Annotated in this window: 15 protein-coding genes; 6 read left to right on the forward strand and 9 right to left on the reverse strand. The window is 66.4% G+C overall.

All coding sequences use genetic code 11. The features are described 5' to 3' along the window. Positions 1-19: 19 nt before the first annotated feature. The 5 genes from K7I12_RS09535 (at position 20) to K7I12_RS09555 (ending at position 4,974) form a co-directional block, all read left to right on the forward strand. A complete protein-coding gene (locus K7I12_RS09535; protein ID WP_031382287.1) occupies positions 20-622 on the forward strand; it encodes a LysE family translocator in 603 nt (200 codons plus the stop codon). 266 nt (positions 623-888) lie between these two features. After that, positions 889-1,806, forward strand: coding sequence for a glycine betaine ABC transporter substrate-binding protein OsmF (gene osmF / locus K7I12_RS09540; RefSeq protein WP_231664012.1), 918 nt, complete (start codon positions 889-891; stop codon positions 1,804-1,806). Positions 1,807-1,813: 7 nt separating this feature from the next. Continuing rightward, positions 1,814-3,019, forward strand: coding sequence for an ABC transporter permease (locus tag K7I12_RS09545; protein ID WP_051907304.1), 1,206 nt, complete (start codon positions 1,814-1,816; stop codon positions 3,017-3,019). A 159-nt stretch (positions 3,020-3,178) separates the two neighbouring features. Beyond that, a complete protein-coding gene (locus K7I12_RS09550; protein WP_031382284.1) occupies positions 3,179-4,222 on the forward strand; it encodes an ABC transporter ATP-binding protein in 1,044 nt (347 codons plus the stop codon). Continuing rightward, positions 4,219-4,974, forward strand: a complete 756-nt coding sequence (locus K7I12_RS09555) for an ABC transporter permease (protein ID WP_031382283.1) — start codon at positions 4,219-4,221, stop codon at positions 4,972-4,974. The genes K7I12_RS09550 and K7I12_RS09555 overlap by 4 nt, the downstream gene beginning before the upstream one ends. A gap of 122 nt (positions 4,975-5,096) precedes the next feature. Here the strand turns inward: K7I12_RS09555 and K7I12_RS09560 are convergent, their stop codons facing one another. From K7I12_RS09560 to K7I12_RS09580, 5 genes are all read right to left on the reverse strand, one after another. Next, positions 5,097-5,228: an entericidin A/B family lipoprotein gene (locus tag K7I12_RS09560; protein WP_031382282.1), complete on the reverse strand. Its 132-nt coding sequence runs from the start codon at positions 5,226-5,228 to the stop codon at positions 5,097-5,099. A 110-nt stretch (positions 5,229-5,338) separates the two neighbouring features. Continuing rightward, on the reverse strand, positions 5,339-5,464 hold the full coding sequence (locus K7I12_RS09565; RefSeq protein WP_031382281.1) for an entericidin A/B family lipoprotein: 126 nt from the start codon (positions 5,462-5,464) through the stop codon (positions 5,339-5,341). 97 nt (positions 5,465-5,561) lie between these two features. Continuing rightward, positions 5,562-6,308, reverse strand: a complete 747-nt coding sequence (locus K7I12_RS09570) for a sulfite exporter TauE/SafE family protein (protein ID WP_031382280.1) — start codon at positions 6,306-6,308, stop codon at positions 5,562-5,564. Between the two features lie 24 nt (positions 6,309-6,332). Next, a complete protein-coding gene (locus K7I12_RS09575) occupies positions 6,333-8,474 on the reverse strand; it encodes a TRAP transporter permease (protein ID WP_031382279.1) in 2,142 nt (713 codons plus the stop codon). A gap of 93 nt (positions 8,475-8,567) precedes the next feature. Continuing rightward, positions 8,568-9,596 (reverse strand): TAXI family TRAP transporter solute-binding subunit, encoded by a 1,029-nt coding sequence (locus tag K7I12_RS09580; protein ID WP_031382278.1) that lies wholly within the window; start codon positions 9,594-9,596, stop codon positions 8,568-8,570. Positions 9,597-9,803: 207 nt separating this feature from the next. Here K7I12_RS09580 and K7I12_RS09585 point away from each other — a divergent pair, with 207 nt between their 5' ends. Then, positions 9,804-10,226, forward strand: coding sequence for an HIT domain-containing protein (locus K7I12_RS09585; RefSeq protein WP_231664013.1), 423 nt, complete (start codon positions 9,804-9,806; stop codon positions 10,224-10,226). Between the two features lie 20 nt (positions 10,227-10,246). Here K7I12_RS09585 and K7I12_RS09590 read toward each other — a convergent pair whose 3' ends face one another. The 4 genes from K7I12_RS09590 to K7I12_RS09605 are packed head-to-tail and all read right to left on the reverse strand — an operon-like array spanning position 10,247 to position 14,392. Then, on the reverse strand, positions 10,247-11,596 hold the full coding sequence (locus tag K7I12_RS09590; RefSeq protein WP_231664014.1) for a sigma-54-dependent transcriptional regulator: 1,350 nt from the start codon (positions 11,594-11,596) through the stop codon (positions 10,247-10,249). Beyond that, entirely contained in the window at positions 11,593-13,461 is a 1,869-nt protein-coding gene (locus K7I12_RS09595) for a sensor histidine kinase (RefSeq protein WP_231664015.1), read from the reverse strand. The genes K7I12_RS09590 and K7I12_RS09595 overlap by 4 nt, the downstream gene beginning before the upstream one ends. Next, on the reverse strand, positions 13,458-13,838 hold the full coding sequence (locus K7I12_RS09600) for a hypothetical protein (RefSeq protein ID WP_031382274.1): 381 nt from the start codon (positions 13,836-13,838) through the stop codon (positions 13,458-13,460). Before K7I12_RS09600 ends, K7I12_RS09595 begins: the two co-directional genes overlap by 4 nt. After that, entirely contained in the window at positions 13,835-14,392 is a 558-nt protein-coding gene (locus tag K7I12_RS09605; protein WP_150113064.1) for a hypothetical protein, read from the reverse strand. Before K7I12_RS09605 ends, K7I12_RS09600 begins: the two co-directional genes overlap by 4 nt. Between the last annotated feature and the right edge of the window lie 165 nt (positions 14,393-14,557).

Below are 14,557 nucleotides of genomic sequence, written 5' to 3' on the forward strand. Positions count from 1 at the left end.
AAATTTGTATGGATACAAAATGGATACGCTCGCCATGCTCGGCCCGGCCGCGCTGTACATGATCTCGATGACGCTGACCCCCGGCCCCAACAACCTTATGCTTACCGCCTCGGGGGCCAACTACGGCTACTGGCGCACCCTGCCGCACATACTCGGCATCGTGGCCGGCTGCTTCGTGCTGTTCTCGGCCATCGCGCTGGGCCTGGGTCTGCTGTTCGAACGCTTTCCACTGTTCCAGACGCTGCTCAAGATCATCGGCAGCGCCTACCTTTTGTACCTGGCCTGGAAGATCGCCAGCGCGCCGCCGCCCGATTTGCGCCTGCGCGGCGAGGGCCGGCCGCTGACCTTCTGGCAGGCCGCTGCCTTCCAGTTCGCCAATCCCAAGGCGTGGGTGATGGGGCTGGCGCTGATGGCCGGCTTTCTGCCCGAACAGGGCAGCACTTGGGTCGACGCCCTGCTGCTGGCCGGCTTCGCCGAGCTCGTCGCCCTGCCGTGCATCTCGCTGTGGGCCGGCTTCGGCATGGCCGTGGGCCGCCACCTCAAGAGCGCACGCGCCTGGCGGATCTTCAACGGCCTGATGGGCACGATGACCGCCGCCACCGTGGTATTCATCCTGGGTTGAGGAGAAAGACCGAACTATCGCAACGCCATCGGCGACAGTCCGCCTCACGTCATCGACCGTGCCCGCCTTGTTGATCTTCGCGACGGCAGCGCGACGACGCCGCTGGACTCGGCACGCGCCGTTTCGATAAAGTGCTGAAACGTGGAGCGTCACGCGCATTGTGGCTAGGCTTTGACAATGCCGACGGTGCATCACGCGAAGCGGCCCCAGGGATTTCGGGCGCGTCGTCTCAACACATCACATCGCGTCAACAAGAGGATGGAAACATGGCCAGGATGGGCAAATCACTCGGTCTCGCGGTCGGCGTCGCCTTGACGCTGGGACAGGTCATGGCCGCCGACCCGTTGCGTGTCGCCTCGAAGGTCGATACCGAGGGCGCGCTGCTCGGCAACATGCTGATCGCCCTGCTCGAGGACGCCGGCTACCCGGTCGAGAACAAGCTGCAGCTCGGCCCGACCAATATCGTGCGCACCGCCCTGCTCGAGGGCGAGATCGACCTTTACCCCGAATACACCGGCAACGGCGCCTTCTTCAGCAACACCACCGACGACAAGGCGTGGAAGGATGCCGAGGCGGGCTATCGGAAAGTCCGCGACTGGGACCGCGAGAAGAACGGCATCGTCTGGCTCGAGCCGGCACCGGCCAACAATACCTGGGCGATCGCGGTGAAACAGTCGCTCGCCGAGAAGAACGATCTTTCCAGCATGGCCGATTTCAGCCAGTGGGTGAACGACGGCGGGGGCGTCAAGCTGGCCGCTTCCGCCGAGTTCGTCGAAAGCCAGGCGGCCCTGCCGAGCTTCCAGGAAGCCTACGGCTTCACACTCTCGCAGGATCAGCTGCTGGTGCTCTCCGGCGGCAACACCGCGGCGACCATCCGGGCTGCCGCCGAAGGCACCAGCGGCACCAACGCGGCAATGGTCTACGGCACCGACGGCGCGATCAAGCCCGCCGGGCTCAAGGTCATGGAGGATACTCAGGGCGTGCAGATGGTCTACGAGCCGACGGTGGCGATGCGCGAGCAAGTCCTCGAAGCCAACCCGCAGCTCCCCGAACTGTTCGAGCCGGTGTTCGCCTCGCTCGATCGCGAGACGCTGCAGGAACTGAACAGCAAGATTCAGGTCGATGGCCTGCCGGCCAAGCAAGTGGCCCGCGATTATCTCGAGGCTAACGGCTTCCTGGACTGAGCGGACCGTGACCGTCAACGCGATTCCGACCGGCGACCAGGCCAGGCGCCTGGTCGCCAACCGCGTGCTGCTGACGCTGTGGGTAGCGGCGCTGCTGGGCTGCGTGTGGCTGCCGTTCGCTGCCATGGCGCCCAATCGGCTGGTATCCGGCGAAGCAATCAACCTGGCGGCGGCACTGACGACCTGGCAGGCCGCGACTCTCGCGCTGCTGGCCCTGCTGCTGGCGCTCGCCGCGCTGGCCAGGCCGCTGTCCGCCGAGCAGGGCCTGCGCCTGACACTGGCCGTCGCACCGTTGACGCTGCTGCTGACCCTCTACGCGCTCGGCGACTACGCCGCCCGTGCGCTTGTCGAGGCCTCGCCGGTCGCGCGGGTCTCGCAGGGCGCGGCCTTCTGGGTGCTGGTGTTCTGTACGCTGCTGATGATCGTCGATGCCTTCCAGCGCCTGCGCGCGCCGCTATGGGTCGGCGGCGCCTACGGCCTGGCCCTGGCCGCCGCCATCGCCGGGCTATTTGCCAGCGGCCAGTTCAATGCGCTGTCGATTCTCCGCGAGTATTTCAACATCCAGGACGCCTTCATCGCTCAGCTGCTCACTCACCTGAGACTGGTCGCGCTGGCGCTGACGCCGGCCCTGGCCATCGGCTTGCCGCTGGGATTGCTGGCGCATCGCCGGCCGGCGCTGCGCGGCTCGCTGTTCGGCACCCTGAATTTCTTCCAGACGATCCCCTCGATCGCATTGTTCGCGCTGCTGGTGGCGCCGCTCTCGGCACTTGGCGACAGCTTCCCGTTGCTGCGTGCGCTGGGAATCAAGGGCATCGGCGCCGCACCGGCGATCATCGCGCTGATCATGTATTCACTGCTGCCGGTGGTGCGCAACACCCACGCCGGTTTCGCCGGGGTTGCAGCGGCGACCCTCGAGGCGGCGCGCGGGATGGGCATGACTCGGCGCCAGGTGCTGTGGCGGGTGGAAATACCGCTGGCGTTACCGGTGATCCTCTCGGGGTTGCGCATCGTCACCGTGCAGGCGATCGGCCTGACGGTCGTCGCGGCGTTGATCGGCGCCGGCGGGCTGGGCGCGTTCGTCTTCCAGGGGCTCGGTCAGTACGCCATCGATCTGGTACTGCTCGGCGCGGTACCGACCATCGCCCTGGCGGTAATCGCCGATTTCCTGCTGCAGATCCTGGTCGCCATCAGCCGTCCCGCCGGCGGGCGCTAATTGGCAATAACCAACCGGCCTTGACTGAAAAGATGGTGAGCGATGGTCAGGCAAGGCAAAAATCAGCGAGAGGACGGAGTTTACTGTTGTAAATGAGTATCTTGAGCTTATTTTTAACGCCGCATGAACGAGCGCAGCCATTTTCAGCAAGGCCATCTCATGATTGAACTGCAAGGCCTCACCAAGACCTACGCCGGCAAGAACGTCGTCGACGACATTTCGCTGCGCGTCGAGAGCGGTGAATTCGGCGTGCTGATCGGCCCGTCGGGCTGCGGCAAGTCGACCACCCTGCGCATGATCAATCAGTTGATACCGATGAGCCGCGGGCGGATCCTGCTCGGCGACGAAGATGTCAGTCGGCTCAAGCCGGAACAGCTGCGTCGGCGCATGGGTTACGCGATTCAGTCGATCGGGCTGTTCCCGCACTGGACGGTGGCCGAGAACATCGCCGTGGTGCCCAACCTGCTCAAATGGCCCCGGTCGCGCATCGATGCGCGCATCGACGAGTTGATGAACCTGTTCCATCTTGCGGCCGGCGAATACCGCGACAAGTATCCGCATCAATTGTCGGGCGGCCAGGCCCAGCGCGTCGGCGTGGCCCGCGCACTGGCCGCCGACCCCGAGGTGCTGCTGATGGACGAGCCGTTCGGCGCCGTCGATCCGCTGACCCGCGAGGTACTGCAAAACGAGATGCTGCGGGTCCACGAACAGACCCGCAAGACCATCGTCTTCGTCACCCACGACATGGACGAAGCGCTCAAGCTGGCTTCCAAGGTGGCGATCCTCAACCAGGGCCGGCTGGTGCAGTACGACCGACCCATCGAATTGCTGGTCGACCCCGCCGACGGCTTCGTCAGCGACTTCATCGGCAAGGCCGACCTGGGCCTGAAGCTGCTCTCGCGGCGCTGGGTCGACCAGTATTGCCGGCCGCCGCGCCTCGCGCGCGATCGCGCTGCGAGCCGGCACAGCTGGGAAGTCGATGCCGACGGACGCCCGCTGGCGCTGCACGGTGGCCGGCTCAGCGCAGACGGCGAGACGCGGACCGCGGTCAACGGCGAATGGATCGCCACGCCCGAGATGACCATGAAGGAAGCGCTGTCGCGCATGGTGTGGTTCAGGGTCATGGTACTGCCGGTGATCGACGAGGCCGGCAAGCTGATCGGCGAAGTGACCATGGAGGGCGTAATGGGGCGTCAGCCATGAATCGCGCAAGCCTCTTCGTGCCCGCCACGCCGCGCGATTGGCTGCTGCCGATCCTCGCCACGCTGCTCGTCGTCCTGACCTTGTTCATGGAGGAGCTCGAGCCGCTGTTCGCGGCCGCCTTCCCGGAGCTTGACAAGGCCATCTACCAGCGCGAGAGCTTTCTGCAGCTGACCCTCGACCATCTTGGCCTGGTGCTGGTGTCATCACTGATATCGATCGGTATCGGCGCCACGGCGGGGCTGTTCGTGACCCGTGCGGCAGGCCGCGAGTTCGAGCCGATGGTGTCGTCGCTGGCGGCGATCGGTCAGACATTTCCCCCTGCGGCGGTGCTGGCGATCGTGGTGCCGCTGGCCGGCTTCGGCTTCGTGCCGACCATCGTTGCGCTGTCGCTCTACGGCTTGCTGCCGGTGGTCCAGAACACCATCGCCGGGCTCGGCTCGGTGCCGCCCACCACGCTGGAAGCCGCACGCGGCACCGGCATGAGCGCCTGGCAGATTCTCTGGCGGGTCGAGCTGCCGCTGGCCATGCGAGTGATCATCGCCGGCGTCCGGGTCTCGGTGATCATCAATATCGGCACCGCGACCATCGGTTCGACGGTGGGTGCGCAGAGCCTCGGCACGCCGATCATCGCCGGGTTGGTCGGCGGCAATATCGCCTACGTGATTCAGGGGGCGGTGCTGGTAGGGTTGCTGGCGATCGTCAGCGATCTGCTGTTCGAACGTCTGGAACGGCGTTTTCGCTTCGGTGGTTGAGAGGTGACGGATTCGTCGAAAGGCCGGCCGGGAGAAACGAACTGCGGTAAAGGGCGAGAATTGCAATCGAGGGGCGGACGATAGCTAGTGCCGCCCGAGCGGATCGGGCGGCACGAAGTCTATCAGGAGGCTTCTTCCTGAATCTCTTCGCCGCCCTGCTCGATATCTTCACCAGCCCCTTCCAGGGTGTTGCAGCCTGCCAGGGTACCGGCAGCCATCAGCATCAGGAACATCATCGCTGTCAGTTTCTTCATTGGGTCCTCCTTAACGAATGAAGTCGCCGCTTGAGCGGCCTTGTGACAAAACGTCACACCCAAAGCCTAACAGGCGATGGGCGATTGCGCACACCCACCCGCCCAGCAGATCAGCCGGCAGCCTGTTCGATTTCCGAGCCGACCTTTTTGACGTCCTTGCCCAGCCCTTCCATGGTGTTGCAGCCGGCCAGCGCAACCAGCAGCAACAATGCCGCCATCCTCAATGAGCCTTTCATCGCCTTCCCCTGAAATGTCGTGTGGATAGTTCAGTTATCACCCATGAACGGCGCCTCGGCAAGCGGCAATTCGTACGCGGACGCAAGCGCCGAGACGTCAGAAAAATGCCAGCCGCAGGATGATCGCCACAATCACCGCCAGCGTCAGCCACTTGACCCACAGCGCGCCGCGCGGCCCCATGTTGACCCGCACCGCCAGCCAGGCGCCGCTCATGCTGCCCAGCGCCAGCAGCAAGCCGTAACCCCAGCGCACCTGCCCGTTGAGCACGAACACTGCCAGCGCCGGCAGGGTATAGACTAAAATGATGAAGACCTTGAAGACGTTGACCTGGGCCAGGTCGATCCTGAGCAACCGATACAGCACGGCGATGAACAGCACCCCCACGCCGACCTGGATGAAACCGCCGTACAGGCCGATGACGAACATCGCCAGATGGACCGTCGGGGTGATCCGCGCTGGGGTCAAGGTCTGCGTGGCGAGCCGCGGCTGAGGCAGCAGCATCATCAGCGAGGCCAGCGCCATCGCTGCGATCAGTACGCCCTGAAAGATCGCATCGGAGACCAGCAGGGCCAGCCAGGCGCCCAGCAGCGCGCCAGCCACCGCCGGCAGCGACAAGCGCAGGCTGACGCCCAGATCGCCCGCGCCGGCACGCCGGAAACTGCCCACCGCGCTGACGCTCTGCAGCACGATGCTCACCCGGTTGGTGCCGTTGGCGACCTGCGGCGGCAAACCCAGCAGCATCAGCAGCGGCAGGGTCAGCATCGAGCCCCCGGCCGCCAGCACGTTGATGAAGCCGGCGACAGCGCCGAATGCCACCAGCATCACTCCATCAAGCCAACCCATGGACGCTCCCTGTCATCGCCACCGTCAACCCTGAGTGGCTGCGGGCCGCGCCGGTCCAGCCCCCTGACGCGCGCTCCATATCAGCACCGCGACGAAGATCGCCACCCCGAGCAGGTCGACGCTGAGCATGCCGTGCGGCCACAGCATCAGCGCGCCGATCGGGAACATCAGCAGGCGCAGCCACCAGGACAGCTCGTGCTCCAGATAGCCCTCCAGCCCGGCGATGATCGCGTAGACGCCGAACAGCGCCATCACGAACACCGTGACCATTTCCAGCGGCGTACCGGTGATCAACGGCGACCACACGAACAGCAGCGGCACGATATACAGCCCCTTGGCGAGTTTCCAGGCGGTCAGGCCGGTGCGCATCTGCGGCGTGCCAGCGATCGCCGCCGCGGCGAAGGCGGTCAGGCAGACCGGCGGGGTGACGTTGGAATCCTGCGACAGCCAGAAGATCACCATGTGCGCGGCGACCAGCGACATGGTCAGGAATTGCGGCGACAGCGCCTGCTCGTAGAGCTGGCTCGAGAAGGTGTCGGGGACCTTCGCCAGCAGCGCCTGGGCCTCGGCCATGCTCATCGGACTTGCCAGCGCCTGCAGCTGGTCGGGTGCGGCGATCATGAACACCGCCTTGGCCTGTTCCGGCAGGTCGCCGGCCACCAGCAGATCGAGCAACTGCGCATTCGCCATCAGATTGTAGAGCGCTGGCGCCGACAGCGTCGCCAGGACGATGTACGAGGCGGTGACCGGCAGCCCCATGCCCAGGATCAGCGAGGCGATGGCGATCAGCACGATGGTCACCAGCAGGCTGCCGCCGGCCCAGTCGGTGATCATCAGCGAGAAGGTGTTGCCGATGCCGGTGGTCGAGACCACGTTGACGATCAGCCCCACGGTAATCAGCAGGATCGCCGTGGTGATCATGTTGCGGGTCCCCAGCACCAGCGCCTCGATGACCCTCTTCGGCCCCATCGGCTGTTTGGACAGCCACGACGCCACGATCACCGAGGCGATCGCGATGCCCGCGGCATAGGTCGGGGTGAAACCGTAGATCAGCGCCCACACCAGCACCACCAGCGGCAGCAGGAAATGCCAGCCCGTCTTGAGCACCTCGACGATCCCCGGGGCATCCGGGTCGGCGAGATGCTGGGCGTTGCTGCGCTTGGCCTCGATGCGCACGAACATCGCCACCGACAGGAAGTAGAGCAGCGCCGGCAGCGCGGCGACACCGATGATGGTCAGGTACGACACCTGGGTGTAGGAGGCCATGATGAACGCCCCCGCGCCCATCACCGGCGGCATCAGCTGCCCTCCGGTGGAAGCGGCGGCCTCGACGCCGGCGGAAAAGCGCGCCGGGAAACCGGCCTTGCGCATCAAGGGGATGGTGATCACCCCGGTGGACACGGTATTGGCCACCGCCGAGCCGGACACCGAGCCCATCAGTCCCGAGGAGAACACCGCGACGAAGCCCGGCCCGCCGACGAAGCGACCGGCGGCGCAGCGCGCCAGGTCGATGATGAAGTCGCCGGCGCCGGACTTGACCAGAAACGCGCCGAACATGATGAACATGAACACGTACGACCAGGAGATGCGGGCGATCGAGCCCAGCATGCCCTGGCCGCCTAGGTAACTACGAAACAGCACCGTCTCCCAGCTCAGGCCGGGAAAGTTGAAGATACCGTCGACATACTGCCCCCACCAGGCGACGTAGGTCAGCGCGATGATGCACAGTACCGGGATGAACCAGCCGGTGGTGCGCCGGGCGAACTCGAGGACCAGTACCACGGCGGCGATCGAAGCCACCCAATCCGAGGCGATGAAGGTCACACCCCGCGCGTAAAGGGCATCCTCGAAAGCCATCAGGTAGATGACGCAACCCGCCGTCGCCAGGGCCAGAATGACGTCGACACCCAGCACCAGGCGCTTGGCGCCGGCACCCTCCGGCCGCGCCATGGGCACCGACAGGGCGCACAACACGCCGAAGAAGCCGAAATGCATGGCGCTCGTCCACAGCGTGGAAATGGTCGAGAACGTATTGAAATACAGGTGCACCAGGGCCGTGACGATGGCAAAGCCAAACAGAAAGCGCCCCAGCCAGGGATGCTGCAGGCGATCCTCGGCTGCGCTGGCGTCCTCGTCGCGGACCTGTTCGATGATGGGATCGCTCACGGTTCACTCCTCGCGAATCGGTAACGAGCCTCCCGGTCGGGTGCCGGGAGGCTCGTGCTGCCCGGCGGACGCCAGGCCTCGGGAAGGAAAGGCTTACTCGGCCGGGACCGGCTGCAGGCGCTCGGGAATTTCCAGGCCCTGCTCCCTGAAGTAACGCGCCGCGCCTTCATGCAGCGGCATCGGCAGACCGGCGATTGCCTTCTCCAGCGCCATGGCCTTGGTCGCCGGGTGAATGTTCTGCAAGAACGGCAGGTTCTCGTACATCGTCTTGGTGATGGCATAGACGTCATCGGCCGGCACATCGGCACGCACCGCCAGAATGTTGGGCTGGGCGATGGTGTTGATCGGCTCGGACTGGTTGGGATAGGTATCGGCCGGTATCTCGTAGGGCGTCCACAGGTCGAACTCGCTGTTGACCTGCTTGAGCTGCTCGTCGGTGAAGTTCAGCGTGGTGATGTCCTCGCCCGCGTTGGCATAGGCCCGGGTCACCGCCGAGGCCGGCACGCCGGCGGGAATGTTCATGCCCTGGATGGTGCCGTTCTGCAGGGCGTCGGCGCTGGGCCCGTAGCCCAGGTAGGCAATGTCCATCTTGTCCGGCTCGATGCCCAACTGGCCGAGGATGTAGCGCCCGGAGCCTTCGGTGCCCGAGTTGCGCGCGCCGATCGAGAACGGCTCGCCGTACAGGTTGGTCATGTCCGCGATGGTGCCCGACTCGGCCATTTCGTTGTTGACCACGAAGTGTTCGACGTTCTGCCACAGCATCGACACGCTGCGCAGGTTCTTGTACGCCTTGGGCACCGGGCCGGTGCCGTTCCAGGCATAGGCGCCGTACAAGCCCTGCAGGATGCCGAACTGGGCCTGATTCTCGTCCATCAGCTTGAGGTTCTCGCCGGAGCCGGCGGAACTGATCGCCGACACCGAGATCCCGGTGCTGGGCTCGAGCTTGACCTTGACCAGCGTCGACAGCGCCACGCCCACCGGATAGTAGGTGCCGCCGGTGGTCGCGGTGCCCATGATATACTGGCGGGAGTCATCCTGCGCGAAGGCCGACGAGGCGGAAATGCCCAATGCCGCGGCGCTGGCCAGGGTCAATGCAGACTTTAGGAACTGACGCTTGTGCATGCCTTTTCTCCTGAAATTGGCAGTTATTGTGTTGAGGCGCGACAACCCCTGCAAATCGCTTGCCAGTGTTCCAAAATGACATCGATTCAAGGCATTAACCGCCGCCTACGCAATCGCGGCCACCGCCGATCGGCAACAAGACGCCGACACCAACTTCGATATCGGCAATTTATTGCCGATACGATGCCGAAACCAGCGAGGCTCGCCATGAACGATTTCTCCCTGCACGAGCGGCTGGCCGCCGACACCCACGTCATCGTCGACCTGGCGCTGTGCCGGGTGCTGTTGATGAACGACGCCCGCTTCCCCTGGCTGATCCTGGTACCGCGTCGCGCCGGGATCGTCGAGGTCGGCGATCTCGACGCCGACGACCAGGCCCGGCTGTGGCAAGAAGCGACGCAACTGGGCAGCGCGTTCAAGGCCGCATTGGGCGGCGACAAGCTCAACCTGGCCACCCTGGGCAACCAGGTACCCCAGCTGCATTTCCACGTCATCGTCCGCTACCGCAACGACGCCGCCTGGCCGGGCCCGGTGTGGGGAGTGGGCACGCCCGAGCCTTATGCCACGAGCGAACTCGACGCGCGTTGCCGGCTGATCATGCCATTGATCAACGCGCTCGAGACCCGCTAGGAGGGCGTAGACAGCTGTATTCAGACGAAGGCGTCACGGCGCAGGCGGTACTTGTGCATTTTCTGATTGAGAGTGCGCCGCGGCAGGTCCAGTTCATCGAGCACCGCCTGGATATTGCCCTGATGGCGCGCCAGCGCGGCGCGCAGCAGCGAGGCCTCGAAGGCCGCGACCTGATCGTTGAGCGAACCGCCGGCCGCCTCGCGTGGGACGTCGCCCGGCTGCGGCGTCAGTTGCGGGATATCCAGCCCCAGGGTGTGACGGGTGGCGGCGTTGCGCAGCTCGCGCAAATTGCCTGGCCAGGCGTGACGGCTGAGCGCGGCGAACAGCTCGCTGTCCATTTCGCGCAGCGGTCGCTGATGCACCTCGGCGGCCTGGCGGCAGAAATGCGCGAACAGCAACGCAATGTCCTCGCGGCGTTCGCGCAGCGGCGGAATCGTCAGCTCGGCGATCGCCAGCCGGTAGTACAGGTCCTCGCGGAACGCCCTCTCGCTCGCCAGCGCCAGCAGGTCGCTCTTGCTCGCCGCCACCACCCTCAGATCGAGCGCGATCACCCGATTGCTGCCCAGCCGGGTGACTTCGCCCTCCTGCAACGCGCGCAGCAGCTTGACCTGGGCGGTCAACGGCATCGACTCGATCTCGTCGAGAAACAGCGTGCCGCCGCTGGCATGCTCGAGCTTGCCGACCCGGGTCTCGAGCGCGCCGGTGAAGGCGCCCTTTTCGTGGCCGAACAGTTCCGACTCGAACAGCTCCGGCGCGATCGCCCCGCAGTTCAGCGCCACGAACGGCGCCGCCTGGCCGGGGCCAAATTCGTGCAGACAGCGCGCTACCACCTCCTTGCCGCTGCCGGTCTCGCCGAACACCAGCACATTGGCGCGAGTCGGCGCGAGATTGGCGAGCTCGTCGCGCAGCCGCTGCATGCCCGGCGCTTCGCCGATCAGCCGCGCAGCCAGCCCGCCCTGGCGCAGCGCCTGGCGCAAGCGGCGGTTTTCCTGGCTCAGGCGGCGGCGTTCGAGGGCGCGGCGCACCTGCTCCTCGAGGCGCTCGGGCTCGTAGGGTTTCTCGATGAAGTCCCAGGCGCCCTGGCGCATGGCACCCACCGCCATGGGCACGTCGCCATGCCCGGTGATCAGCAGCACCGGCACCTCGTCGTCGAGCGCCTGGACAGCGCGCAACAGGCTCAGACCATCGAGCCCGGGCATCTTGACGTCCGAGATCAGCGCCCCGCAGGGCTCGCCGGCATCGAGCGCGGCAAGCACCGCCTCACCGCTGGCAAAACTCCTCACCGCCAGCTCGCCGAGCTCGAACCACTGGCTCAGCGACTCGCGCACGCCGGGGTCGTCGTCGACCAGCCAGACCGGCAGTTCGCTCATGTCACGGAATCCTCCTCGCTGGGTTGGCGGCGTCGGGTCTCGAAGGCACGCGGCAATTCGACGATGAAGACCGCGCCGCTCTGCGCACCAGTGCGATTCTCGGCGCGGATGCGTCCAGCGAGATCCTGCACGATGCCGTAGGCGATGAACAGCCCGAGCCCCAGCCCGTCGCCGACCTCCTTGGTGGTGAAGAACGGGTCGAAGAGCTGCCCGATCAATGCCTCGTCGATCCCCGACCCGTTGTCGGCGACCGTCAGCACCACCCGCGTGTCGCTCAGCGCCACGTCCACGCTCAGTCGCGGCGCGGCGACTTCGCGCAGGGCGTCCAGGGCGTTGCGCAGCAGGTTGGTGAGCAGCTGTTCGATGCGCACGCTGTCGCCGGCCACCCAGACCGGCTGCACGCTTTCGGGCAGCTCGAGCTCGACCCCCTGTCGCACGATGCGCTCGTCGAGCAGCTCGAGCACGAAGTCGAGCCGCGCTAGCAGGTCGATCGGCTCGCGGGCGCCGCCCTTTCGGGCGAACAGCTTGAGTTGGCGGATCAGCGTGGCGAGCCGTTCGGACAGCGCCTGGATGCGCTGGAAGTTGTCCTGCGCCGACTCGGGCCGGCCGCGCTCGAGCAGCCGCGCGCCGCTCGCCGCATAGGTGCGGATGCCGGCCAGCGGCTGGTTGAGCTCATGGGCGATGCCCGCCGCCATGGTGCCCAGCGCCGCCAGCTTGCCGGACTGGACCAGCTCGGCCTGGGCCGATTCCAGCTCGCGGGTGCGCGCCTCGACACGGCTCTCCAGGCGCTCGTTGGCGTCGCGCATCAGCCGCGCCTCGCGCTCGCGCAGCCACAGACGTTGCTGGCGCTCGCGCAGCCAGAGTCCCAGCAGCAGCAAGGCCAGGCACAGCGCCCCGGCGACCAGCACCGCATTGCGCGCCCTGGCATACAACGGGCGTACCGGCACCAGATAATGCATTCGCCAGCCCAGGCCGCCAGCCGTACTGTCCGCCGTGACGGTGAAGAAGCGCTTGCCGACGCCGTTGCCGTCGATCAACAGCGAGCCATCGCCCAACCGCTCGCCCAGCGCGCGCAGTTCGGTGCCGTTGAACTGGCGCTGGGCGCGGATCTCGCCCAGCGCCTCGGCGTCCAGTCCACCCATGTAGCGATAGCGCCAGTCGGCGCGACTGGAGAGAATCACCACGCCATTGGCATCGCTCAGCATCACCTTCTCGCCGGCCTGTCGCCAATCGGCCTGCAGCGACTCCAGCGAGACCTTGACCGCGACTACCCCGAGCGGCGGCGCTGCGGACGCTCCTCGAGATGCGGTCTCGCCGGCCGTTACCGAGACCGAGACATCGCCGGCCGTCACCGGGGCCGAAACAAAATACCCCGGCCGGCCGGTGGTGCTGCCGACGGCAAAGAATTCGCCCTGCCCGCCACGCATGGCCTGTCGAAAGTAGGGCCGGTAGTCGTAGCGCTGGCCGATGAAGCTGTCCTCGCGGGCAGCATTGCTCGCCGCGACGGTCAGCCCCCGGGCGTTCATCATATAGATCGCCTCGGCGCCGGAACTTGCCGCGACCCGCGCCAGGTGCGCGTTGATCCGCCGGATCATCGCTGCATTGAGAGTATCCTGCGGCTGGCGGCCCAGCGCCGAGCGAATCAGCGGCTGGCGCGCCAACAGATCGGGCAGGTAGGCGAAACGCTCGAGCGCACCCTCGAGGCTGCTGGTATACAGCGCCAGTCGGGTATCGGCGTGACGCTGCGCCTCGCGCAGGGCATTGTCGAACTGCCAGTGCCAGACCCACCACAGCAGCGCAACGGTAGCAAAGCCGCCAGCCAGCGCCGCCAGGCGACGCAACCGGCGTCGGCGAACCGGACTCACGGTGCAGGACTGGCCGTCGCGAGCCGCGCCTGGATCGCCGCCAGCAGCGGGTCGAAGCGAGCCGGATCGAGCGGCTGACCGCCCTGGCGCCCCTGGATGGCCAGACGGGTGCCGGCAGTCGCCGGGCTGGCCACGAGGGTTAGCACATAGCCCGAGCGAGTCGCCAGCACGGCGTCGACCCGCCCCAGTTCGGCGTTCGCCAGGCGGATCACGAAACCCCGCGCGACCAGCTCGTCGATGGCACTGGCCAGCGTCCGGCGCGGCGTGGCGTCCATCACCGCCAGTCGCTCGCTGGGGGCGACGCGGGACGTGGCGCAACCGGTCACCGACGTCGCCAGCATCAGCAGCAATACCGTTACCGGCACCAGGCGTCTCATGAGGCCTCCGGCATGTTCAGCAAGCGCGACTCGATGGCACCGCTGACCTGGCGACAGAAGGCGTCGCGATTGTAGGCACGCGCATCGAGCACGTAGCCACCGGCGTCGATCACGCTCGAGTCGCGGGTCAGCTTGATTGTCTGGTCGCCGACGACCAGCGACACGCGCTCGATCTGTACCGGATCGTCGAAGCCTCCGCCGACGCCGAAGCCCAGCCCGAACCCGCTCGCCGCGCGGCGATGCGAGCCGCCCCAGAAGGAGATGCCGTCGTACCAGGGGCGATCGACGGCCCCCCTGCCCGGTTGGCGGGTACGACGCTCGGCGCTGACCACGCCCAGCGCCAGATCGGCGTTGCGGATGTCGAAACCGCGCGCCTCGAGCTCGGCGATCCCCGCCCGCACCCAGGTTTGTACCGACGCTTCGGAGCGCCGGGGCCAGCTGCAGGCCGCCGGCAGCGAGGCCGAGGCGCCCGCTGCCAATGGCCCGGGGCCTGACTGACAGCCGGCCAGAACGAGGCTGACGATAACGGCCAATACGCGAAGCCCACTAGTCATGGCGAGCGCCTCCAAAGCGGCGGAAATCGGTATTCTTAAAGCGTAGCGCGGCTTATTGTCGGGCGTTCGCCGGGTCGCGCCAAACAGGACCAAAGCAGCATGCGTCCGGCCCGCTCCGATAACCGACAGGCCACCATTCAAGCATATCCGCGGCGCCACGAACCG

Source organism: Halomonas sp. IOP_31 (assembly GCF_021151495.1).
Lineage (GTDB): Bacteria > Pseudomonadota > Gammaproteobacteria > Pseudomonadales > Halomonadaceae > Modicisalibacter > Modicisalibacter zincidurans.

Coding starts and splice junctions, on each gene's coding strand:
- K7I12_RS09535 (WP_031382287.1), top strand. CDS start 20: ATGGATACGCTCGCCATGCTCGGCCCGGCCGCGCTGTACATGATCTCG.
- osmF (WP_231664012.1), top strand. CDS start 889: ATGGCCAGGATGGGCAAATCACTCGGTCTCGCGGTCGGCGTCGCCTTG.
- K7I12_RS09550 (WP_031382284.1), top strand. CDS start 3,179: ATGATTGAACTGCAAGGCCTCACCAAGACCTACGCCGGCAAGAACGTC.
- K7I12_RS09555 (WP_031382283.1), top strand. CDS start 4,219: ATGAATCGCGCAAGCCTCTTCGTGCCCGCCACGCCGCGCGATTGGCTG.
- K7I12_RS09560 (WP_031382282.1), bottom strand. CDS start 5,228: ATGAAGAAACTGACAGCGATGATGTTCCTGATGCTGATGGCTGCCGGT.
- K7I12_RS09565 (WP_031382281.1), bottom strand. CDS start 5,464: ATGAAAGGCTCATTGAGGATGGCGGCATTGTTGCTGCTGGTTGCGCTG.
- K7I12_RS09570 (WP_031382280.1), bottom strand. CDS start 6,308: ATGGGTTGGCTTGATGGAGTGATGCTGGTGGCATTCGGCGCTGTCGCC.
- K7I12_RS09580 (WP_031382278.1), bottom strand. CDS start 9,596: ATGCACAAGCGTCAGTTCCTAAAGTCTGCATTGACCCTGGCCAGCGCC.
- K7I12_RS09585 (WP_231664013.1), top strand. CDS start 9,804: ATGAACGATTTCTCCCTGCACGAGCGGCTGGCCGCCGACACCCACGTC.
- K7I12_RS09590 (WP_231664014.1), bottom strand. CDS start 11,596: ATGAGCGAACTGCCGGTCTGGCTGGTCGACGACGACCCCGGCGTGCGC.
- K7I12_RS09600 (WP_031382274.1), bottom strand. CDS start 13,838: ATGAGACGCCTGGTGCCGGTAACGGTATTGCTGCTGATGCTGGCGACG.
- K7I12_RS09605 (WP_150113064.1), bottom strand. CDS start 14,392: ATGACTAGTGGGCTTCGCGTATTGGCCGTTATCGTCAGCCTCGTTCTG.